The organism is Ktedonobacter sp. SOSP1-52 (assembly GCF_016587395.1).
Genome location: NZ_BNJH01000001.1, coordinates 1,295,688 through 1,317,464 on the forward strand (window position 1 = coordinate 1,295,688; position 21,777 = coordinate 1,317,464).

20 protein-coding genes and 1 pseudogene are annotated in these 21,777 nt (G+C 53.4%); 15 read left to right on the forward strand and 6 right to left on the reverse strand.

The features are described from left to right. The first annotated feature begins 5 nt into the window (after nt 1-5). From JMJ16_RS05885 to JMJ16_RS05915, 7 genes are all read left to right on the forward strand, one after another. A complete protein-coding gene (locus JMJ16_RS05885) occupies nt 6-242 on the forward strand; it encodes a hypothetical protein (RefSeq protein ID WP_201379209.1) in 237 nt (78 codons plus the stop codon). 25 nt (nt 243-267) lie between these two features. Beyond that, nucleotides 268-1,437: a tyrosine-type recombinase/integrase gene (locus JMJ16_RS05890; protein WP_201379212.1), complete on the forward strand. Its 1,170-nt coding sequence runs from the start codon at nt 268-270 to the stop codon at nt 1,435-1,437. Between the two features lie 127 nt (nt 1,438-1,564). After that, the gene (locus JMJ16_RS05895) at nt 1,565-1,858 is read left to right on the forward strand and encodes a hypothetical protein (protein ID WP_201379214.1); all 294 of its coding nucleotides are present in this window, start codon (nt 1,565-1,567) and stop codon (nt 1,856-1,858) included. Between the two features lie 507 nt (nt 1,859-2,365). Beyond that, nucleotides 2,366-3,748 carry a hypothetical protein gene (locus JMJ16_RS05900; protein WP_201379216.1) on the forward strand — a complete coding sequence of 461 codons (1,383 nt, stop codon included), beginning with the start codon at nt 2,366-2,368 and terminating at the stop codon, nt 3,746-3,748. Nucleotides 3,749-3,844: 96 nt separating this feature from the next. After that, nucleotides 3,845-4,792 carry an alpha/beta hydrolase gene (locus JMJ16_RS05905; protein WP_201379218.1) on the forward strand — a complete coding sequence of 316 codons (948 nt, stop codon included), beginning with the start codon at nt 3,845-3,847 and terminating at the stop codon, nt 4,790-4,792. 116 nt (nt 4,793-4,908) lie between these two features. Continuing rightward, entirely contained in the window at nt 4,909-5,673 is a 765-nt protein-coding gene (locus JMJ16_RS05910) for a hypothetical protein (RefSeq protein ID WP_201379220.1), read from the forward strand. Between the two features lie 91 nt (nt 5,674-5,764). Then, nucleotides 5,765-6,388 (forward strand): DJ-1/PfpI family protein, encoded by a 624-nt coding sequence (locus JMJ16_RS05915; RefSeq protein WP_201379227.1) that lies wholly within the window; start codon nt 5,765-5,767, stop codon nt 6,386-6,388. Between the two features lie 75 nt (nt 6,389-6,463). Here the strand turns inward: JMJ16_RS05915 and JMJ16_RS05920 are convergent, their stop codons facing one another. The 4 genes from JMJ16_RS05920 to JMJ16_RS53680 all read right to left on the reverse strand — a co-directional run bounded on the left by JMJ16_RS05920 (nt 6,464) and on the right by JMJ16_RS53680 (nt 8,999). Next, the gene (locus JMJ16_RS05920; protein ID WP_201379233.1) at nt 6,464-6,862 is read right to left on the reverse strand and encodes a PPOX class F420-dependent oxidoreductase; all 399 of its coding nucleotides are present in this window, start codon (nt 6,860-6,862) and stop codon (nt 6,464-6,466) included. Between the two features lie 163 nt (nt 6,863-7,025). Continuing rightward, entirely contained in the window at nt 7,026-7,751 is a 726-nt protein-coding gene (locus JMJ16_RS05925; protein ID WP_201379234.1) for a bifunctional 2-polyprenyl-6-hydroxyphenol methylase/3-demethylubiquinol 3-O-methyltransferase UbiG, read from the reverse strand. Between the two features lie 260 nt (nt 7,752-8,011). Beyond that, complete coding sequence (locus JMJ16_RS05930; RefSeq protein WP_307813090.1) at nt 8,012-8,830, reverse strand: sigma-70 family RNA polymerase sigma factor; 819 nt, start codon at nt 8,828-8,830, stop codon at nt 8,012-8,014. Next, complete coding sequence (locus tag JMJ16_RS53680) at nt 8,742-8,999, reverse strand: hypothetical protein (RefSeq protein ID WP_236601583.1); 258 nt, start codon at nt 8,997-8,999, stop codon at nt 8,742-8,744. Before JMJ16_RS53680 ends, JMJ16_RS05930 begins: the two co-directional genes overlap by 89 nt. A gap of 219 nt (nt 9,000-9,218) precedes the next feature. On the opposite strand from JMJ16_RS53680, the gene JMJ16_RS05935 reads away from it, so the two are divergent. The 5 genes and pseudogenes from JMJ16_RS05935 to JMJ16_RS05955 all read left to right on the forward strand — a co-directional run bounded on the left by JMJ16_RS05935 (nt 9,219) and on the right by JMJ16_RS05955 (nt 16,816). After that, entirely contained in the window at nt 9,219-10,787 is a 1,569-nt protein-coding gene (locus JMJ16_RS05935) for an NAD(P)/FAD-dependent oxidoreductase (RefSeq protein ID WP_201379236.1), read from the forward strand. A gap of 86 nt (nt 10,788-10,873) precedes the next feature. Then, nucleotides 10,874-11,779, forward strand: a complete 906-nt coding sequence (locus JMJ16_RS05940) for an SDR family oxidoreductase (RefSeq protein WP_201379237.1) — start codon at nt 10,874-10,876, stop codon at nt 11,777-11,779. 747 nt (nt 11,780-12,526) lie between these two features. Further along, a pseudogene (locus tag JMJ16_RS05945) lies at nt 12,527-13,087 on the forward strand (reverse transcriptase N-terminal domain-containing protein); the annotation flags it as partial. 645 nt (nt 13,088-13,732) lie between these two features. Further along, complete coding sequence (gene ltrA / locus JMJ16_RS05950) at nt 13,733-15,538, forward strand: group II intron reverse transcriptase/maturase (protein WP_201377350.1); 1,806 nt, start codon at nt 13,733-13,735, stop codon at nt 15,536-15,538. Between the two features lie 60 nt (nt 15,539-15,598). Beyond that, nucleotides 15,599-16,816, forward strand: a complete 1,218-nt coding sequence (locus JMJ16_RS05955) for a reverse transcriptase domain-containing protein (RefSeq protein WP_255553199.1) — start codon at nt 15,599-15,601, stop codon at nt 16,814-16,816. Between the two features lie 86 nt (nt 16,817-16,902). Here the strand turns inward: JMJ16_RS05955 and JMJ16_RS05960 are convergent, their stop codons facing one another. Continuing rightward, nucleotides 16,903-17,502 (reverse strand): TetR/AcrR family transcriptional regulator, encoded by a 600-nt coding sequence (locus tag JMJ16_RS05960; protein ID WP_201379246.1) that lies wholly within the window; start codon nt 17,500-17,502, stop codon nt 16,903-16,905. Nucleotides 17,503-17,683: 181 nt separating this feature from the next. On the opposite strand from JMJ16_RS05960, the gene JMJ16_RS05965 reads away from it, so the two are divergent. After that, entirely contained in the window at nt 17,684-18,379 is a 696-nt protein-coding gene (locus JMJ16_RS05965; protein WP_201379248.1) for a class I SAM-dependent methyltransferase, read from the forward strand. A 97-nt stretch (nt 18,380-18,476) separates the two neighbouring features. Here the strand turns inward: JMJ16_RS05965 and JMJ16_RS05970 are convergent, their stop codons facing one another. Continuing rightward, complete coding sequence (locus tag JMJ16_RS05970) at nt 18,477-19,940, reverse strand: PLP-dependent aminotransferase family protein (RefSeq protein WP_201379250.1); 1,464 nt, start codon at nt 19,938-19,940, stop codon at nt 18,477-18,479. A gap of 133 nt (nt 19,941-20,073) precedes the next feature. Here JMJ16_RS05970 and JMJ16_RS05975 point away from each other — a divergent pair, with 133 nt between their 5' ends. Further along, complete coding sequence (locus tag JMJ16_RS05975) at nt 20,074-20,376, forward strand: YciI family protein (protein WP_201379252.1); 303 nt, start codon at nt 20,074-20,076, stop codon at nt 20,374-20,376. 145 nt (nt 20,377-20,521) lie between these two features. Then, entirely contained in the window at nt 20,522-21,028 is a 507-nt protein-coding gene (locus JMJ16_RS05980; protein WP_201379254.1) for a hypothetical protein, read from the forward strand. The last annotated feature ends 749 nt before the right edge of the window (nt 21,029-21,777 follow it).

The window sequence follows — 21,777 nt, forward strand, 5'->3', positions numbered from 1 at the left end:
GTGCTATGGCAAGGCCTAAAAAGGTTCAGGCTGAACAACCATTAATGCCTACACCTACGGGGTTACTTGATGTTGATGGTGCTGCGGCCTGGTTCGGGGTAAGTCGAGCGAAGCTCTTTGAATTGATGCATGAAGAGGGCTTTCCTGTGATTATCATTCCGAAAAATAATATTCGTTTTGACCCAAACAGCCTTTATAGGTGGGCTTTAGAGAAACAGGTAAACGGTCGTTATGTTGCCTAGCCATCAGTAAAAGGAAGGTGAAATTATGCCAAGATCTAAGAAAGAAGATGATGGAAAGTCAAAGCGTCGTGCTCGTGGAGAAGGGACAGTAGTACAGCATGCTGATGGTCGTTGGGTTGCTCGTATTCCGCTTGGAAAGGGCAAGCGAAAGGAGGAATACTATAAGACCAAGCAGGAGGCTGAACGAGCTAAACGACGTATGTTAAATGAGCGTGATGCTGGCAAGCTGGTGACGGAGCGTGAACAGACCTTGAAAGAGTACTTAGAATATTGGCTCAATGCACATCGCACAACGATACGTAAGACGACTTATGCAATGTACCATATGTACTTGCGATCTCGTGTTATTCCGGTTCTTGGACATGTCGGATTGCAGAAACTAAAACTTGAGATGTTTCAGTCATTGTATCAGCAGTGGGAGGAAGAGCCCCTCTCGCCGAATACTATTCGCCTGATTCATAGGATTGTTAGCGAGGCCTTAGATGATGCGGTGAAGTGGAAAAGGCTTGCATACAATCCTGTACAGAATGTGAAGTTGCCTAAGCCTCGAAAAACAAAGGTGTATGTGTTGCATGATGAGGAGATAGAAAGGTTACTACAGTGTGCACAGAATATGAAGTTGTATGCTTTGTTTCGGATGGCGTTACTATTAGGCATGCGGAGGGGTGAATTATTCGGTTTAAAGTGGTCTGATATCGATTTTGACAAGGCGATGCTGTCAATACAACGCACACTATCTTATGTGTGTGATCCTGCAACCGGACACTATGTTTTTCATGTTGGGCCACCAAAGACGGAAGCTGGTGAACGTACTATCCATTTGCCATCTGATATCGTAAATGTGCTGCGCGAGCACCAGGAGAAGCAGAATCAGATACGTGCTTCAGCTCCTCATTGGAAAAATCTTGATTTGGTGTTTTGCACTCGTACTGGTGGTTATATTGTCCCCAATTATGTTTGTAGTTTGTTTAATAGATTGCTTGAGGTTGCGGGATTGGAACACATGAAATTTCATGCGTTGCGTCATAATGCTTCTCGCATCTTGAGAAAGTTGAAGATTGACCCGGTAGTGAGGATGGAGATGTTAGGCCATACAAGTCTCGAAATGACGGATATTACATATGGTCATGCAACACAGGAGCAACATAAGGAAGCTGCTGAAGATATAGACCGTCTCTTTGGAGAGAACTTGTAGCGCTCTGCACTAATACATGTAAATAAGTCTCTTCTTACACGCGGTACGTTGGTGAAAGCGAGACTCTTAACGGAGAGTAGAAGCCTTCTATCAACTTTTGTTCAGAAGAGTGAGACAGGAGAACACGATGATGCTTTCTTCCCCCAGAAAGGCTTTATGCCTCATTGTAATAGGCTTGACCATCGCAATAGTACTTCTGACAGGTCTATCTGCAACTGCATTTGCCTCTTCGACGCGCACTACTCCCTGGTACCTACAGAATAATCAATACAGCAGCGGAAATGGCGGCGGTATTAATACTAATAACAAATACTATTATGGAACCTTCCAGGGAAATGATGGCAACTCGGGCTACAACTGGGGCAGCAACCAGGATAACTCTGACAATTATGGCAACCAGGTGATCTATCAGGGTCACTAACAGAAAAGCCCCTCAAAATCCGCTCAGGGATTGGTAGGCAGGTATGGTGGAGAGCCAATGCCCCGACAAGTAAGTCATTTACCATTAAATTGACACCTTAACCGATATCTGGCTCGTCCGATGTCGGTTATTTTTATGTGATTTAGCCTGGCAATATATGGCCTTCGAATGGCTTGCTATGCAATGTTACAGGCTTTTTATAAGAGAGTGATTTTGACACCTGATTTTGACACCTTATGCAAAATATTTTGCTGGTCTTGATTGGACTTTTATGGATGAGAGACGCTAGACATTGAAGAGGATTTAAGCTTGTAGAGCCTGTTTAGAGGTTGGATTGGACCGACCATTTGGTGAATACTATATTCCCCGTATAGTGTAGATACTAAAGTTAATACTGAGAGTTCGAATTCGAATTCGAAGCTAGATTTTTTGCAAAAATGGTTAGAGATTTTTCTTCGAGAAGAAAAGGATCTTCGCCAGAAGTATAGCTGCGAGCATTGTGGGCACATGGCCCTCACTCAGGGTCGCCTGTGTGGGCAACATTCTCGGGATGAGCAGCATCTCAGCTTGCCTGCTTTTGGAGAAATTGGCCCGGAGCAGGCGCACGAGCGCGAAGCAAGTGTGCAGGCTGAAGAGCCAGTGACAGAGGCGAGCGAGCAGGCGAAACAGGCGTTAGTTGCCCAGGTCGCTGTGCTGACTGGCGGAGGAGATGAATGGCAGGAGCGCTATCAGCCCCTGGCGCAGGGACCGCTCACGCACGAGGAGCTAGCCCGGCGCAAGGCCGGAGGCGGGAAAACCAGGCCAACAGGCAAGAAAGACGTGGCGAAACAGTATCGCCCGCAGCGCTTGCCTAGCATCAAGGAGCAGCAGCGTATGCAGCCTCGCCAGCCTCTGACACGCCGCCTGATGCTGTTGGGCTACAGCGTCTCGGAGAAGTTCCGTGATGCCAATCCCTACTCGACGCAGAGCAACCTGGTGAACCACATGCAGCGCCTCCTGCACTTCGCCTCTGAAGCGGGGTTGGAGGACCATGCTAGCATCATCGAAGACTGGTTCTACCGGACCATAGAGTATTACCGGGATGCTGCTTATGCTCTGCCTGGCGTGCGCAGCCACACCGACCAGGGGCATATCAAGCGCATGCCCTGGTTTATTACAGCCCTGAAAAACGCCGTCGTCGATGCCTGCAAGGTACTCTCACGCGGCGAGCCTCTGCCAGAACCTGCCAATCAGGCGAGGAATGAAGAAATGGATAAAGAGGCTATCACACCAATGTTGGAGTCTTGTGAGGAGGATTCTATGCAGCCAGTCAAGCCAGCCGAAATTGATGCGCAAACATCCGATGAGCAGTCAAGCGTATGGCATGAAGTCACTATGCCATCATACGAAGAGCACCATATATCCATGCAGCCAGGTAAGCCAGTCGAGGCCTGGTCCGCTAGTAAGGCACAATGTGTGGTCCAGCAACTAACCGATACACCAACTGGTATACCGACTGACACCAATTTCGACTCTCAGAGATATTCTTATAGTCAAGAATTAAACAGTGATAGCTCACCAGGAGAAGGGCAGCCTGGGTCCTCGGTAGAGCAGGGGGAGGTAACCCCTGTGGCCGGGCAGCCGGAGATGGATCCTTTCCCTTATCCGGCGCGCATGAAGGTGAAGCGAAGGCTGGAGCGTCTTGGAGTCCGAGAGCCGCTTGAACTGAAAGCTACCTGCCCAAGATGCAATTGCCGCTTTGTGTATACTGAGCTGCGAAGTGATGGTGGAATGGATTACTACTGCTGTCGTTGCGAGCCCTCGCTGGCCTGGTCCGATGAGCTCTTTGAGCGCATCTTAGAGGTGTTAAGCCTTCCTGTTGAAGAGGTCAAGAAATGGGGCTGGGCTTGAGCAGGCGCCAGGCGAAAGAGTTTCCTGCTCGCTTGTTATAGTAGAGTTGGGATGGTAAGATAAGCGAAAATCTTAAGCAACAAGGATTTGTAACGCGTGTCGACAATTTTTGTGATTATACTCGCAATTCTCGGTATTGTTCTGCTGGTGTTGCTGACCACAACGCTGTACTTCTATCGGCTGGGGATCGTGCGGCAAGCGAGCAAAGAGATGCTGGCGACGAGTCCCGACCTGCCTAATTACCAGGAGGGGGATGTTCCGGTCGAGGAGACGCCTTGGATCGAGCGGCAGCCCTTTGAGGACATCGACATGATGTCTATGGATGGGCTGAAATTGCGCGGCTATTACCTGCCCGCTCCGTCTCCCACGGCGAAGACTGCCATTCTGGCGCATGGCTATGCCGGTCACGCCAAGAAAGATATGGCCTTGCTGGCTCAGCTCTATCATGAAGAGTTTGGCTATAATGTGCTTATGCCCGATGATCGTGGACATGGCGCCAGCGAAGGTGGCTATATTGGCTTTGGCTGGCCCGACCGCCTGGACTACATCAAGTGGATCCACTCTATTATCCAGCGCGTTTGCCCAGAGAGCGAAATCGTCCTGCATGGCATCTCGATGGGGGGCGCGACGGTCCTAATGACGGGCGGAGAGCGCTTGCCGGAGCAGGTAAAGTGCGTGATTGCCGATTGCGCCTATACCTCAGTGAAGGACATTCTCTCTTACCAACTGGGGCGCATGTTTAAGCTACCACCCTTCCCCCTGGTCTACCTGACGAGCTTGGCCTGCAAGCTGCACGCGGGTTACTTCTTTGGCGAGGCCTCGGCCCTCAAGCAGGTGCGCAAGACCCGGCTCCCGACCCTCTTTATCCACGGCGCGGACGACACCTTCGTCCCCACTTCGATGGTCTACCCTCTCTACGAGGCTTGCCCCGTCGATAAAGAACTCCTGATCATTCCTGAGGCGACCCATGGCATGGCCTACTCGACCGACCCTCAAGTGTATGCCGCCAAAACGCGAGCCTTTTTGAAGCGCTACATGAAGTAATTTTAAATAAAGGACCTGGCCAGGCGTTTGACGATCTTTCTCAAAAGCTGATACTATAAAAAAAACGCATAGAAACATGCAAATGCTGTGTTCACCCATGGAAGGAGATTTCTGTCATGGAATTGACACCTACACAGAAGCAAGCGCTTTACGAACAAGGGTATGTGGCACTGCCTGGTATTGTGCCGCAGGAGCTGGTTGAGAAGGCCTTGCATGCGATAAACGCCTCATTGGGTTCTGAGGGGATGGATCCCCAGCGCTTACCTATCTTGCGGGCGCAAACATATTGCCCAGAAATTACGGCATCGCCAGAAATTACTGGTTTACTCACTGAGTCGCCGCTCTGGAGCTTGAGCGAGTCGGTTATTGGACAGGGGAGTATCCGTCCTGTAAAAAGTGGCCAGATTGCTCTGCGCTTTCCCGCGCCCGGTCCTGCCCGCCCGCCTCGTCCCCACCTGGATGGAATGTATTCGCCAAACAATGGGGTCAAAGAGGGAGTGATAGACAATTTTACGGCACTTATCGGCGTCTTCCTGAGCGCTATTCCTCATGATTTTATGGGGAACCTGGCGGTCTGGCCCGGAACGCATCGATTATATGAGGACTATTTTCGCAAGCACACGCCACAGTCCCTCCTCAAGGGTCTGCCCGAGGTAAATTTGCCTGAGCCACAGCAGATTACCGCCCAGCCCGGCGATGCCGTCCTCTGCCATTATCAATTGGGGCATGGAATCACCATAAATACTTCGCCCTATATCCGCTACGCTATCTTCTTCCGCCTGCGCCACGTCAACCACGAACAGTGGCAATGGGAATGCATGACCAATATCTGGCGCGAATGGGCAGGCATGCACGATTTTGCGAATAGCAGGGTGGGCTAAGAGGTCCGATTCTGTCCTGTAAATGTGCTACAGTAGCCGTGTGAGCGCAAATAGTGCTCTGTGCGCATGAGAAAGGATAGGGTGAGTACGTATGGACTCAAGAATTGTCCACTTGTTTGTGTGTGATGGCCTCTCCGATTGGGAGATAGGCTATGTGCTGCCCATGCTGAATAATCCAGCTATAGGCTATAGCGTGCGAACTGTTGGGGTGAGCCGGGAGCCAGTCAGGACGGCTGGTGGCCTGGCCATCCTGCCTGACCTCCAGCTTGCTGAACTAGAACCAGTGCAGAGCGCGATGTTGATTTTACCTGGCAGTGGTGCCTGGGAGCAGAGCGGCTATCCTGAAGCGATCGATAAAGCCAGGAAGTTTTTAGCGGCAGATGTGCCTGTAGCGGCTATCTGCGGCGCGACCGCAGGCCTGGCGCTGGCAGGCCTGCTGGATGATAGACCCCATACGAGCAATGCTCGCGAGTACCTACAAGCGCTGGACTATCGTGGCGAGGCTTTCTATCAAGAGCAGCCAGTGGTGACCGATGACAACCTGATTACGGCGACCGCGACCGCCTCTCTTGCCTTCGCATACCATATTTTGCAGAAGTTACAGGCCTATAGTCCACGTGTGCTTGAAGCCTGGTATGGTCTCTTTACCACTGGAGACAAGGCATATTTCTACGCCTGGCAACAGGCAGCCGCTGAGGAGAGCGCAAGCGTGTAGTTTGCGTCATAGAGCGTTCCATCTTTTCGCCCTTCGCTTGTATGCTGGCTGATAGTGACGTGTGAGCCAGGTCAGTTACTCAATGTCGCGCCGGGAGCCACTGTCGGGGTCGGTGGAATCAAAGTAGATGATGCGTGATGGTTTTAGACGTATGATCTCGGAGCTAAACTGAGGCATTACCGCCTGCCCACCTTCTCCGAGCGCCTCGGCGCGTCCGCGAATCTCCAGGCAGCGAGGTTTCCAGGGTGGCAGAACATCATCAATGACGAAGGAGGCCCGGCCATTGCGCGCGATATTGCGGAACTTCTGCGACTGCCCCATATTATGGCCACCAATATCGATGGTATCAAGCTCTGGATTGTAGCGGAAGGATACAGGAGCCACCTGCGGCTCCCCTTTAGCGTTCACCGTCGCCAGCCTGCCCAGACGCTGAGACTGCATGTATTTCAACTCTGCTTCCGTAAAGACGCTCATGTTCATCACTCCTTACAATTAGCTTCGAACTTTCTTGTCAATAGATACTTACATTTTGTTTGCTGAAAAAAATAATAGCATTCTCCTTATGGAAGCGCATTGTCCTTTAGGGTAGCTCCTACCTGTTCCAAAGGGCAGGAAGATGGTCTTGTCCCACACATCTCTAGAAGGTTTTGCTGGCGGAGATGATGATGTAGCCGGGAACATGCCAATACCTCTCCGCGTTGTGCTGGCGGGCGATGGCCTCATCGAGCTGAGGCTCGATGACGTTCCGGATGGTACAGCCCTCTTGAAGGACGCTATTGAGATATGTGCTCAGGGGACGGTGGATAAAGTGGCCCAGGCTTTGCTTGATGGCTCGCTCCTGGAAGTAGTCGCGAATCTCAACATAGCCCTTTTCTCTCCAGGCCGCGCCCGTTTCCTCAAAGCAGGGATGGAGCAGGGAGAAAATCAGCTCACCTCGATGTTTGAGGGCCTGCACGCAGTTGTGGAGTGCAGGCTGGAAGTCTGGAATGTCCATAAAGACCATGTTAGCGATCACATAGTCAAATGTCTCGTTGGAGCCGGTCCAGCTTGAGAGGTCGGCTTGCTGATAGGTAATACCCAGTTGCTCCGTCTCCTCCCGGCGCTGGGCATAGCGATACCAGGCATCGGCTGGTTCGACGCCGGTCACCAGTGCTCCTCTTTTGGTGAGCAGGCGCGAGAGATAGCCTTGCCCACAGCCTGCATCCAGGATACATTTGCCCTTTACGTCTCCCAAGAGAGAGAAGATGACGGCATTAAGTATGTATTTGCGTGTAAAGTCGCCCTCGTCGCCAAAACTCTCGATACTCTCCTGAGAGGCCTTCTCCCACGTGCTTATGGCATCCGCGTTGCTTACTTGCTCCATTACCTTCTCCTTTTATGTTCTTTATCTGCATGTACAAACAGCGCTTAGTATATCATAACCCGACCTGGTCAAACCTTTGCATCACGCTCGCGGAAGCGATGCGTCCTTGTGTCGGAAAAGCTGAGCAGAAAGTGTCAGAAAAGGGTCGATTTTGCAACCCATCAAAAGGAATATGGGCCTCTCGGTCTCTCTCTGTTGATGAAGACGAGCATGGGCTTGATCGCCGAACAAGGACGCGGCGTTTGACGGGCGACGGCTCGTCAGTCAGGAAGCACCGCCAGATGCAACTGGTGCAGGTGTGCAGGATCGACGACCGCATCCATGGCGATGATCTTGCCACCCCTGATGGTGAGACGCAACAGGAGCCATCCACGCGGGGCCATAACGATTCCCACCGCTCCGTCCACGAGCAACGGTTGTGCGAACGGGATGCGTCCCAGGAGACGGCTGGCTCCCCTGGCGACGGCCTGCGCACCACGGACCTCCCTTACCGCGCCTCGGGAAACGGCTGCGTGGTCGGCTCGGAACACGATATCTGGGTCGAGCACTGCCAGCAGCGCGTCGAAGGAACCTTCGCGCGAGGCGGCGAGGAAGGCATCAACGACATCTCGGCTTGCGGCCAGATCGGCGTCTTTCACCATTGCCGACCCGCGCACGCGACGGCGGGCGCGGCTGGCAAGCTGCCTTGTTGCCATCGGAGAACGCTCCACAATAGGAGCAATCTCATCGAAGGGCACGGCGAAGATGTCGTGCAGGACGAAGGCGAGACGCTCGGCGGGAGCAAGCGTGTCGAGCACTACCAGCAGCGCCAGACCCACGGAATCGGCAAGCTCCGCTTCTTCCTCGGGGTCCATCCCGCCCTCGCGGCTTGTGATGGGCGCGGACGCGGACGCTTCCAGAGACTCCTCACGCCGTGATGCACGCGCATGGAGCATGTTGAGGCAGACTCGCGCCACCACCGTCGTCAGCCACCCGCCCAGGTTCGAGACGTTACTCGTATCGGAACGGCTCAGATGCAGCCAGGCCTCCTGGACGGCATCCTCCGCCTCGGCGAGTGAGCCGAGCATGCGGTAGGCCATCGCTCGCAGGCGAGGACGCTCTGCCTCGAATTGCTCCGCCAGCCAGTTGTGTGTCTCTATCATCGGTCACATTTCCTCGTTTCGTTTTGTCATAGGAATAACGAAGGAAATCTGTCCGATGTAATCGGAATGGCTCAGATGCAGCCAGCCAGTTGTGTGTCTCTGTCATCGGTCACATTTCCTCGTTTCGTTTTGTCATAGTAATGACAAAGGAAACCTGGCCGATGTGACAGGGAGACGCACTCCCGCTTCTCGCGTCGACTGGGCGATCCGTCAAGATCAACCCGAAATGTCAAACAACGGATGAGATCCATCAACATATGTCGCCATACCTGCGACCAGAATGATCGCAGAAAACCAAATAGAAGTACAAGAGAGGTCCGATAGTATGCAGGATGAAACAACAGGAACGCAAGAAAAACAACGGCAGGCAGTGGTGATTGGTGCGGGCATCGCTGGCTTGCTGGCGACACGGGTGCTTGCGGAGCATTATGAGCAGGTGCTGGTGGTAGAGCGAGACGCATTGCCCGTAGAGCCCCAACCACGTGCAGGCACGCCTCAGGCACATCATCTCCATCGGTTGTTGCCACGTGGCAAGATGATCCTGGAACGCCTGTTTCCTGGTTTTCTTGATGGCTTGCTCGCGCACGGAGCCTTCTCTCTGGAGCAGACCAAAAGTCTTCTGATTGCCAAGGATGGACGTACCACACTCAGCACTCCAAACCTGGCGGGCAAGGATGCATCGTGTAGCCGGGCCCTGCTGGAGTGGGAAATACGGAAGCGCGTGCAGGCGCGTGCAGGCGTGCGTTTTCTGACCCATCAGGACGTGATTGGCCTCATCGCGTCATCTGACCGCAAACGCATCACGGGTATCTGCGTGCGTGAGCACGGACAACTCGCTGAACGGACAACCATAGCAGCGAATCTGGTCGTTGACGCCAGTGGGCGTTCCTCCAAACTCACCCACTGGCTCCAGGAACTGGGCTACCATCTGCCTGAGGATGAGCAGGTCCATTCCGCCATTGGCTATAGCACACGCTATTACCAGTTCCCGACAGACGCACATCACGAGTGGAGTAACGCGCTCAAACCGTTCTCTCAGAGCGATGGGGTCGCGTTCTCGCTCCTTGAGAACCACACCTGCGCCGTGATCATCGGCAATATCGGAGGCCAGTATCCTCCTACCGATGCAGCGGCGTTTGAGCAACGACTCGCCGCCGTCATTGGGGCACACCTCCCCTCACTGTTGCAAGACGCTCGGCCACTGGACGATCCGCGCGGCTACCGCATCCCGGTATGTGTGCGCCATCACTTTGAGCAGATGGAGGAGTGGCCCACTGGTCTGCTGGTCATGGGAGACGCCTTCTGCAATTTTGACCCCATTTACGGACAAGGCATGAGCGTGGCCGCGATTGAGGCGGAGACCCTGGCGCGTTGTTTGCACGAGCAACAGAGCCATCCCCAACCCATATTTGAACGGCATGCGCTCCAGCGCATGCAGGAGGCCATCGCCCCGGCCTGGTGGCTCAGTAGTGTCTCTGATCTCAGCGTGCCAGGCGTCACCTATACGGGTCCTTCGCCATTGCGCGGCGTCAGGTTGATCCAATTGTATCTCGACCTGTATCTCAAATATGCTCCGGTGCTTGATCGGGAATTGCTGCAAAAAGGAATGCTGGGACAAACGTACATGCTCAAAAACTTCTTGATGAATGGACTGCTCATCTCACCGCGTGCAGTGATCAATGCCCCTGCGTTTGCCACCTTACTCGCTGTGGGAGAAGCTTCAGAAGCTTCAGAGGAACAGCAACTGCTGGCAGAGCTTCTCCAGGGCTATCCTCAACGCTTCGAGGCGATCCTCGATGAGATCATTCCTGACTTCTCCTTGTCGTTTGAGGATCTGCAAGCGTTCGCACCAGGGAAAGAAGTTCTGATGCCTCAGGAGTCTCATCCTGTGTGAAATGAGACTCCCTGCAGGGGGCTTCTCAGAAGCATATACGGTCAATGATTATTGAGAGAGTTTCCAAGATTGGAGGGACATCTATCATGGCAGCAATAAACATGCAAGGAAAAGTGTGTCTGGTGACAGGCAGCAGTTCGGGGATTGGGAAGGCGACGGCCAGAGAACTGGCCAGGATGGGTGCGACGGTGGTGATGGTCTGCCGCAATCGCGCAAAAGGTGAAGCCACACAGGCAGAGATCAAAGAGGCGAGCGCAAACGCGCAGGTGGACCTGATTGTCGCCGACCTCTCTGAGCTTTCCCAGGTGCGCCGCGCCGCCAGTGAGTTTACGCAAAAATACCCGCAGCTTCACGTGTTGATCAATAACGCAGGGGGGTTGAAGAGTGAACGGGAAGTGACACCTGACGGCCTGGAGTACGCCTTTGCCACCAATTACCTGGCTCCCTTCCTGCTCACCCAACTACTGCTGGATACGCTCAAGGCCAGCGTCCCAGCGCGTATCATCAATGTCAGTTCCGCTGGGCATACCCTTGGGAGAATCGATTTTGCAAATTTGCAAGGCGAACGACGGTATAGCCCCTCAAGAGCCTATGCTGATTCCAAGCTAGCGCAACTCTATTACACCTACGAACTGGCCGAACAGCTCAAAGGGACGGGCATCACCGTGAATGCGCTTCATCCAGGGGCGGTCGCTACCAACTTCAATGACAACCTGAGAGGCTTGGTGCGTTTCATTGGAACGTTCAACAATTTGGTGGGAACAAGTGCAGAAAAAGGAGCGCAGACGACGCTCTACCTGGCAACCTCGCCTGAGGTAGAGGGAGTAAGTGGGAAGTACTTCTCCAAGTGCAAGCAGACACCTTCCTCCAAGCGTTCCTATGACGTGGCAGTGCGCAAACGTCTCTGGCAAGTGTCAGAGGATTTGCTTCGGCCATATGCTCAATCAGCAGCGAATGAAGTACGACCTCGTGGAGAGAGAAGGAATGTGTAAGGAGATGAGCATTTCTCTAAACAACCTCATCCTTCACCGAAAGTGAGCCAGAACCGGTTCGGAACTGCCTCAATTTTGGTGAAAGCATGGCAAGAAACACGAGAATCGTGCTTCTTCTGCGCTCGCAGAAAAGATCAGAAGCAGCAGATAAGCTCATCAATCACCAAGATTGAGATAGAGCGTGCGAATCGTTTCCTCGAAACAGGTAAAATCACCTGAGGATGAGGAGGAAGGAAAACATCCTTTACAACTTGAGAATCGAAGTTGGGCGCAATTCCCAACCTCGTGTGAACCGAGAAATGCATTCTCCCCAGGGTAGCGACTGACCATCAATCCTTGAAGCGGGAGAAAAACCGAGGACGTTCAGAACCCACCTGAGCCACCTTTGGAAGCAGGTCGTCATGGCTAGCGCAAGCGAAGGTCTTGTGAGGCATCGTTAACAATAACAAGCTTACGTGGGTTATCAGCTTGCCCAAAATGGGAAAGGATAAGGGCCTGGCACGCGTTCTTGTGACCAGGGTTCACCCCACAAACCCCCGGTGTAGAGGACCAGCCTACCGCGACGCAAAACGATTCTCAGGAACGAGATAACTAGCCATCTCTTCTCAGCAAAGCTGAGCAGGTGTCAACCACATAGCATGGCTAGAAGGATTCCACAAGAAGCAAAAGCTGAGGGTAATGCCTCAGATACGCTGACGTGTGGACGATGGTTTGGACGATAGAGGTTCAAGTAGGAGTCCAGATGTTATGAACACGGAACAAAAGCCGATGTATGAATGGAATACCTTACCGTGGCGTGTCATCGAACGGTCGGTATTTAAGCTCCAAAAGCGCATCTATCAAGCCTCACAGGCAGGTGACACTGATCGCGTCCACAAACTGCAACGACTTTTACTGTCTTCCTGGTCCGCGAAATGTTTAACAGTCCGTCGGGTAACCCAGGACAATCAGGGCAAGAAAACGGCTGGAGTAGATGGGATAAAATCCCTCACGCCTCAACAGCGTATACATTTGATTCAGAGACTGCGTGTTGACCTGAAAACCGATCCGGTGCGACGGGTCTGGATTCCCAAACCCAATAACCCGGCGGAAAAACGGGGACTAGGCATTCCCACGCTGTTCAATCGAGCAGCACAAATGCTTGCGAAACTCGCCCTGGAACCTGAATGGGAAGCCAAATTCGAGTCAAATAGCTATGGGTTTCGACCGGGACGTTCCTGTCATGACGCGATCCAAGCGATCTATGGCAGTATCAACCAGAAGCCCAAGTATGTGCTCGATGCGGACATTGCGCACTGTTTTGACCAGGGGCGTCCGTTCGGGTGCCAGATGACCAGGCTGTGAACAGCCTACGGACAGGATGAAGCTGCCCGTTCCTAACCTCTCCCGCCCTGTCGATCTCACTCGGCAGGGGGCGCAGATGACGAAGCAGATAAGCGCTGTGCGTACCGGTTAGCCCGGAGAGGGACATGCGGCGCATGTGCGGGAAGTCGTCGTACCAAGAGGCATGTGCTGCGAGGAGAACTGACTACGGTAAGCAGGTCGAATCTGCGAAGGATAGAGCCACTAAAATAGCACACCCGGCTCAGGACGACTGAAGGGCCGATGAGATCAGACGAACAGGCTACTTGTTGGTCGTAGCTGTTCCCTCGCTCTGCGAGTGCTGTAGAGGCTTCATCATCACCAAAGCAGGAATGATCTCAGCGTAGCAAAGGCTACGCATGTGGTTGTCCTACCTACAGTCAGTGGGTAAAGTGATCTGGCGCTACCGGAGAACCATATGCCGCTCACTCCTTCAAAGGTTTTTTTTTTGAAGGATAGGTGGTGAGGACACCGAAGAGGACATATGGGGCGGAACCGCCGTAGTACTCTGAGCGCGGGAGAGCCGCGAACACGGGGAAGGGCGGTAGCGTTGACAGTGTTTTAGTACCAAAAGACGAGGGAACTAGACCCTTGAACAACGTCAAACAGGAACAAACACACCTTGCGAAACTTGCTGCAAGCGATCCAGACAAACGCTTTCGCAGACTCTATCGACTCATCTGTCAACCGGAATGGCTCATGAAAGCTCTCGATGCCATCCGTGCCAACAAAGGCTTTAACACCCCAGGCCCGGACGGAATACGAGGGGAAGATCTCGACCGGAACCAGATTGAGCAACTCGCTGAGAAATTACGCAATGGAACGTATCAACCGACTCCAGTGAGGCGAATATACATCCCCAAGCGTACCGGGAAGTTGCGTCCTCTCGGACTCCCCTCGGCTGAAGATAAAGTCGTGCAGAGCGCTATTAAGCTCGTTCTCGAACCCATTTACGAATGTGTCTTCCGAGACTGTTCTCATGGGTTCCGACCAGAGCGAAGTTGCCAGACGGCTCTTCGTGCCTACCTGCGAAGTGGGACCCCGACCTGGACGATCGAAGGGGATCTGAAAAGCTACTTCGACACGATGGATCATGGAGTCCTCCTGACCTTCCTTCGCAAGAAGATCGCCGACGAACGTCTTCTCGATCTCATCCACAAATTTTTGAAAGCAGGATACCTGGAAAACTGGCATTGGCACGAAACGTGGAGTGGAGCCCCTCAAGGTTCAGTGCTCTCACCATTGCTGTCCAATGTGATGCTCCACGAATTCGACCAGTATATGGAAGAAACGTGGGGAGCCAATCGACCCTCAGAGCGAGGACATGCCGCCAAAAATCCTGCCTACAACCGGGTGAATCTGAAGATTAACCGCCTCAGTCATCGCATCGCACGAGAGACCGATCAAGAAAAACGAGCAACGATGCTTCGACAACTTCACTGCCTGCAAGAGGAGCGGAAACGAACCCCTAGCAGGAAGCCAGCCAAGCGGCTGACGTTCATTCGGTATGCCGATGACTGGGTAATTTTGCTGTATGAGCACTCCAAAGACGAAGCCAGAGCCGTGAAAGCACAGATTGCCGAGTGGCTCAAGACCACGCTCAAGCTCACGTTAAGCCCAGAGAAAACGCTGATTACTCACTGGACGGACAGGGTGAGCTTTCTGGGTTTTGAACTGCGAGGGATCAAATCTCATGACAATGGAGCCAGACGTGCCCCCAGACTCATCATTCCTCATGACACTGAGGAACGAGTCAAGCACACAGTCGCGAAACTGACCCGTCAAAACTTCATCGACCCAGGGGATATGATCGACTCCGTCAACCTTGTCTTGAAGGGGTGGATGAACTACTATTGCTACGCCACCAATCCCCATCGTGTCATTGCCAGAGTTCTGCACCACGCCTTCTGGTGCCTCGTTCGCTATCTGAACAAGCGAAAGAAGCAACGAGGAGCAAAGAAAGTGATGCGGCACTACTACGGGACGGTCAAAGGCAAGAAAACGCTGGTCTACACCTCGCCGCTCACAGGACGACAAATCTCGCTGGTTCGCTCAACCGGTCGGAAATCGCTCTACAAGCTCAAATGCGATCAGGTTGATGTGGACACACGAAAGCATCCTTGGATGAACTACTCAGCCTCGGTTGGTCGAAGTCCCTGGCAACGAGCGGAAATCAAAGCGGACCAACAAGGACGGTGTGCTCAATGCAGAGCAACCATCACAGAAGTTCACCATCGAAGTGCCCTCAGCAAGAAAGTCAATGCGAGTCAGTCTGGATATGCAGCAACCAAAGTGGGATTGTGCCACACCTGTCATCTGGCACGAACTCATCAACAGCAACAAAGTAAGAGTCAACAGGGAAAGCTGAGTACTCCGAAAGGGGTCCGCTCAGTTTGAGGGAGCACGGTGGAGAAACCTACTCATGAAAGTGGGCCAGGCGCTCCACCTTGACTCCACATTGATCAATCAGCTCTCCTTGCCAAACTCCACACCTTTCCACTCCTGCGGCGCGTCATCAAAACATGGCTCAAAGCCGGAGTCATGGAAAATGGAGCCTGGTTCCCAACAGAGAAAGGAACCCCACAAGGAGGCGTGTGTTCCCCGCTGCTGGCAAACATTGCCCTCCACGGGTTAGAAGAAGCACTCACAGCCGCATTTCCCTCGACCCATCACGGAGAACGCTGGAAACCGACTGTGGTTCGCTACGCTGACGACTTTGTGGTACTCCATCCTGAGAAAACAGCGATAGAGCAGATACAACAGCTTGCTCAAAACTGGCTCACAGGGATGGGATTGACCTTGAAGGCGAGCAAAACACATATCACGCATACGTTGTCTCCCGATGAAGGTCAAGTGGGTTTCGACTTCCTTGGCTTTCATATTCAACAATTTCCTGTAAGCAAAATGCATGTAGGAAAAACGCATGATGGAAAGCTCCTCGGCTTCAAGACCATCATTACCCCCAGCGCCACCGCCGTAAAACGACATCAACAGGCCATCAAAGAGCGGATCAAACGGGATCAAGCCCTGCCACAAGCAGTGCTGATTACCCATCTCAATCTCCTCATTAGAGGATGGGCAAGATATTACGCTCCGGTCTGTGCCAAACGCTGTTACGGGCAGATGGATACCTATCTGTTCCAACAACTGTGGCATTGGAGTAAACGGCGTCATCCCAACAAATCAGGGAAGTGGAGGGCCAAGGCATACTGGCATCCCGAGAAGGGAAGATGGCAATTTGCGACGGAACAGGGAGCATTGACACTGCACCGCATGACGCCGATCAAACGACATGTAAAGGTCCAAGCCAAGAAAAGTCCATTCGATGGCGATTGGATCTATTGGACGAAACGGCAAGGCACGCATCCCGAAACGCCCCCAAAGATGGCTTACCTTCTGAAGAGGCAGCAAGGGAAGTGCGCCTGGTGCAACCTCTACTTGAAAGACGGAGATCAGTTGGAAATTGATCATCGCCTCCCTCGCGTTCATGGAGGGACAGATGGGTATGCGAATCTCCAACTCATGCATCGCCACTGTCACGATCAGAAAACAGCCACCGACGGTTTTTCGACGAAAGGTACTTTTGACAAAAGCCAAATCATTGAGGAGCCGGATGACGCTAACGGGTCACGTCCGGTTCTGAAGCCGAGCGGCGGGGGCAACCCCGTCGCTTAGGTTAACCAAAATGGGTCTTGGTCACTTTCGGTGGAAAAGCACAGCAAAAGATCACTGATGTTGACGGCAGCTGAAGCTGGTCCCTATCAGTGCCATGTGCTCACCTCCTTGAAGAGTGCAGACACCAACAGGGTACAGCGCGTGGCGATCTCCCTGGGAGTGGATGGTCTTCCCTGTTCAAGCCACCAGGTAATAGCCTCCACAAGCATCGTGGACACCAGGTCTGGCACCAATCCATCGGAGAATGAGAGGATGGGCTGGTCTGCTGTGGCTGACCTGGCTAGCCTATGTCCCTGCCCATGCTCCTCGACCAGGTCAGCTAGAGCCACACGCATCTTTCTTACAAACCAGGGGCTTCCCTTGCTGCCCAGCAGCGCTCGATAGAGTCGCTCGTATTTTGCGATATGCTCGAAGAATGTTACCCAGACCTCTGGGGGATGCTGCCCTGGACCCATCTCTCCGACCGCGTTGAGCAAGGCGCTCATGGCTTCCTCAAAGATCTGCTCCACCAGGTCATATTTATCTTGATAATTGCGATAGAATGCGGCTCGGCTCACCATCGCCCGCTCAGTCAATTCGCCAATGGTGAGTGCTTCGAAGCCCCGCTCCTCGATCAACTCAACTAACGCCTCCCGCAACAGTTTCTGCGTCCGTCTCACGCGTAGATTGCTTGCCGATTGAGTCATTTTACGCTCCTTGTCTCATCTGAGACATATTTCCCTGATTGAGCCTTGTCTCTTAGCTCTCGCCCAACTACACTGAGAAAAAGACCACAAAGATTCATCTGAAACAGTATGTCTCAAAAGTGTCTGCCTGTCAACAGACACTTTTTCAAAAGAGAAGTTTTCCCTTAAAGGAGCAAGATCTATGCATTCGTTTTCACAGCATCGCCACCACGCTGCGGGCGAGGGATCGGACAAAGAGACAAAAGGACTGATTGGGAGCGGAGGTTGGCGCTACGATCTGCACGAATGGCTCACCGACATCTTCATGTTTCGGGGCAAAGTGCGGGAACTGAGGCAAAAAACCGTCGACCTGGCCCGCATTCAACCCGGAGAGACGGTGCTGGATGTGGGCTGCGGCACGGGAACGCTGGTAATGGAAGTGGCCCGCCGCGTGGACCGTGTAGGCCGCATTATGGGTATTGACCCCGGACGTCAACAGATTGTCCGGGCCCGAGCGAAAGCGGCTCGGCGCAACATACCCATCGAGTTCCAGATCGGGGTGATCGAGCAACTCGCCTTCCCCGATCAAACATTTGATGTGGTGTTCTCTACCTTGATGATGCACCATTTGCCTGCCCCCCTCAAACGCCAGGGACTCGCGGAAATCGCCCGGGTACTCAAACCTGGGGGGCGGCTGGTCATGGCCGATTTCACTCACAAGAAGGAACGCCAGGGCCAGCCTGCGCGCTTTCACGCCGGGGGGAGCCGCACGCACGATTTGACCGTCCTCGTCTCGGAGTCCGGTTTCTCGCAGATAGAAACTGAGGAGATGCAGCCTTCACGCTTCTCGGCTTTCCCAGGCGCAGGCTTTGTCCTGGCCCACAAAAGCTCAGACTGAGTGCGTACAGGCGCGGGAGTCGCTACCCTGACAGGATCTTACGCGAAGATTTACATGTTGAGAATGAGAGCACCTGAAGATCAGGCGGTAGAGCGCTTCAAAGGTCTGCAACGCGTGCAATGATTTCCCTCAGGACCGTCATGCCCTGAAGAATCTCAGGGATCTCCAGGCTTGCATAGCCCAAAAGCAGACCAGAACGGTCAGGGGGACCAAGATAGTAGGGGTCAAGAGGGGTGACGATGACATTGCGCTGCCGAGCCAGATGCGCGACGCGCGTGGCCGAAATTGAGGCTTCCAGTTCAAGATAAACATGCAGGCCAGCTTCCAGCCCACGTAAGCGCGCGAGATGCGCGATGGGTGCAAGAGTTTGCGCGACGATGCGTCGCTTTTGCGCATACTGATACCGCATGTGTCGAATATGTCGATCCAGATGCCCCCGAGCGATGAAGTCAGCGAGCATCTGTTGCAGCGGCCAGGAAACCTGCTCATCCGTCAGATACGTGAGTTGCCTGATCCGTTCACACAGTTGGGGAGGAGCTACCAGATAGCCAACGCGCAAGGCAGGGGTCAGCACTTTGGAGAATGTTCCGATGTAGGCGACGCGCCCGACCTCATCAAGGCTGGCCAGGGCCGGGAGCGGGAGGGCATCGAAACGGAACTCGCTATCGTAATCATCCTCGATAATCAGGCTATCGTTGGCTTGAGCCCAGGCCAGCAACGCCAGGCGTCGGTCAACGGCGAGCCGGGTTCCAAGTGGATACTGGTGCGATGGGGTGGTATAGACCAGCAGTGGAGCGGCAGGTCCATGTGGGAGCCGTTCGACTTGCATCCCATTCTCGTCAACCGGCACCAGCAAGAGGCGTCCTCCCCGGGCCAACACGGTCTGCTGGGCAGAAGGATAGCCCGGCTCCTCCATTCCGACGCAATCACCGACGGAGAGCGTTGCGCGCACGACGAGGTCAAGCGCGTGCGTGGCTCCCGCTGTGATAAGAATGTTCTCTGGGGTACAGGCCAGGCCGCGAGATCGCCCAAGGTAGGTGGCAAGCTCTGCTCGCAGCGTCGGGTCCCCATCGGTGGGACCGTGGCTGTTCGGTGGCAAGCGAGCAGTGACCGTTCCCCAGGTCTCGCGCCAGACACGGAGAGGGAGAGATGAGAGGGAAGGTATCCCCAGGCGAAACGCGATAGCCTGCGGGGGAATGGATGCTTCGTACACCAGCGGGGGAGCTTTCTCAAGCCAGCGCGGAAGAGTATTCGGCAGCGAAGGAGTCTGACGTGGCAGCGGAGGAAGATCCGTTCTGACATAGGTCCCCGATCCGTGCCGCCCTTCCAGATACCCTTCGGCAAAAAGCTCATCATAGGCGGAGCTCGTGACCGTCCGTGAGACGCCAAGAGCCTGTGCTAAGGTGCGTGTCGAGGGGAGTCGCGTCCCTCCTGAGACGCGCCCATCGAGAATAGCTCGCCGTAATTGCTCACAGAGTTGTCGATAGATCGATGTTGGTGCGGTACGATCAAGCATAATGGGCAGATCGAGGCTGGGTGCGAATTTTTTTCCAGGCATCATTGCTCCTTCAAGTGGCATCTGCCATGCTGCAAAATGTGGCCCTTTTGGGAATGCCATCCTCAGGCTATAGTATTGTACGTGAGGCACGCAAAGAGAAGCAAGCAGCAACTCACTACCAAAACAAGGAAAGAGCATGAACAACACTTTCGTTCTCCTTTGGATACCTGGGTCGGCCTGGATGAAGGGCAAAACGGTGCGTGAACAGCCATATTGGGCGCAACATGCCGACTTCATGGACCAGCTTTTTGAAAGCGGGATGGTGGTTCTTGGTGGCCCCTTCGCCGATGCCACAGGATCACTGGTCGTCGTTGAGGCTGAAAGCGAGCAAATAGTCGTTGACTTGTTTGCGCGCGATCCGTTTGTGGTGCATGACATTTTTGCCCTGAGCCTGCTTAAACAATGGCAGCTTTTTCTGGATGCGCGAAGCACTGCATAAAGGTATGTTTGAACAGAGCACTACTCGCATGCAGGAGAGCGCGCTCGCGTTGCGTCGCGAGCCATTTCAGTTTTACAAGGGAGACTGTCGTGTATGGATTACACGACCCAACGTGAAAATGGTCGTTTGACAGAGGAGAAATACAATGACCGCGTCACATGGAGCGTCCCAGGATGGACGAACTGATTTTGATTTTATCATTGGACGGTGGAATATCCACCATCGACGGCTACGGGAGTGGCTCAAGGGTTCCGTATCCTGGGAAGATTTTGAGGGAACAGCGGTGGATCACAAGATCCTGGCGGGGTGGGGCAGTGTCAGCGAGGTCAACATGTATCGAGCAACGGGTACGGTGGAAGCTTTTTCGACGCGCCTCTTTGACCCCGAGTCAGGGGAGTGGAGCATCTATTATGCAGGAGGAACGGCAGAAGGAGCCCAGGGGACCTATACTCTCCCGATGATTGGCGGATTTCACCAAGGGCGTGGAGCATTCTATGCGCACGAAACCTTTGAGAGCAAGCACATCTTGTGTCGGTGGCTCTGGTCGGACATTACCCCTACGTCGTGCCATTGGGAGCAGGCGTTTTCCGTGGATGGAGGAAACACCTGGGAGACAAACTGGGTAATGGATCTCAGCAGGCAGGAGAAGTAGGGAGTTGGCAAAGACACCTTTCCCATTTTAAGCAAGAGGTGCTTTTGAATTGTTCTGTCCCATCCACATGAAGCAAACAGACATGCTTTCCTGACATATCGTCAGGAAAGCATGTCTGTTTGCTTCTCATAAAACGTTCAGCAGGCCCATAAGGGTCTCTCCGATTTTCAGACAATACAAAGACAGGAGCATAGTAGGGTGGATTCTCTCCCCACCAGCCCTTCCAGTCGGTGCTCCCTCGCTTTTCTTTTGGGCCAAACATGTTGCTCCCCATAATGAATGCACCCGCATCTTGCGATGTATCCAATTCAGCCTGGTGTTTTTCTGGCTCATCGAACATCCAGCGGTGGAGTAAATTTTCGAGGCCCAGAGACGTGAAAAAACCACTTCTCGTGAGAGGTTTTTCCACGTCTCCTGGGCTCCCTCAACCATTCTGAGCTTAATCCAGGCTTCCTGCACATTTTCGCTAACATCTTAGGCCGCCCTCTTCTTGTTACGCGACGTCCTTTTGAAAAAAGAAGCTGCCCTGCTGTCACAATCCGGGCACCTGTTCTGTCTTCTGTTTGAAGGATCTAGAAAGAGAGGTTCGCGTTAGCCCTCCTGGTGGAATCCTGCGAGAATGATATGTATCTCAGGAGTATCGCCAAAAACAGATCGTTTTGAGCGTGAGAATTGAGTCCTGGAAGAGACGCCTGTTTCTCGTTCTCATCTGAACTGTCAACGTCTTGTGGTTTCAACCTCGTCCAGAC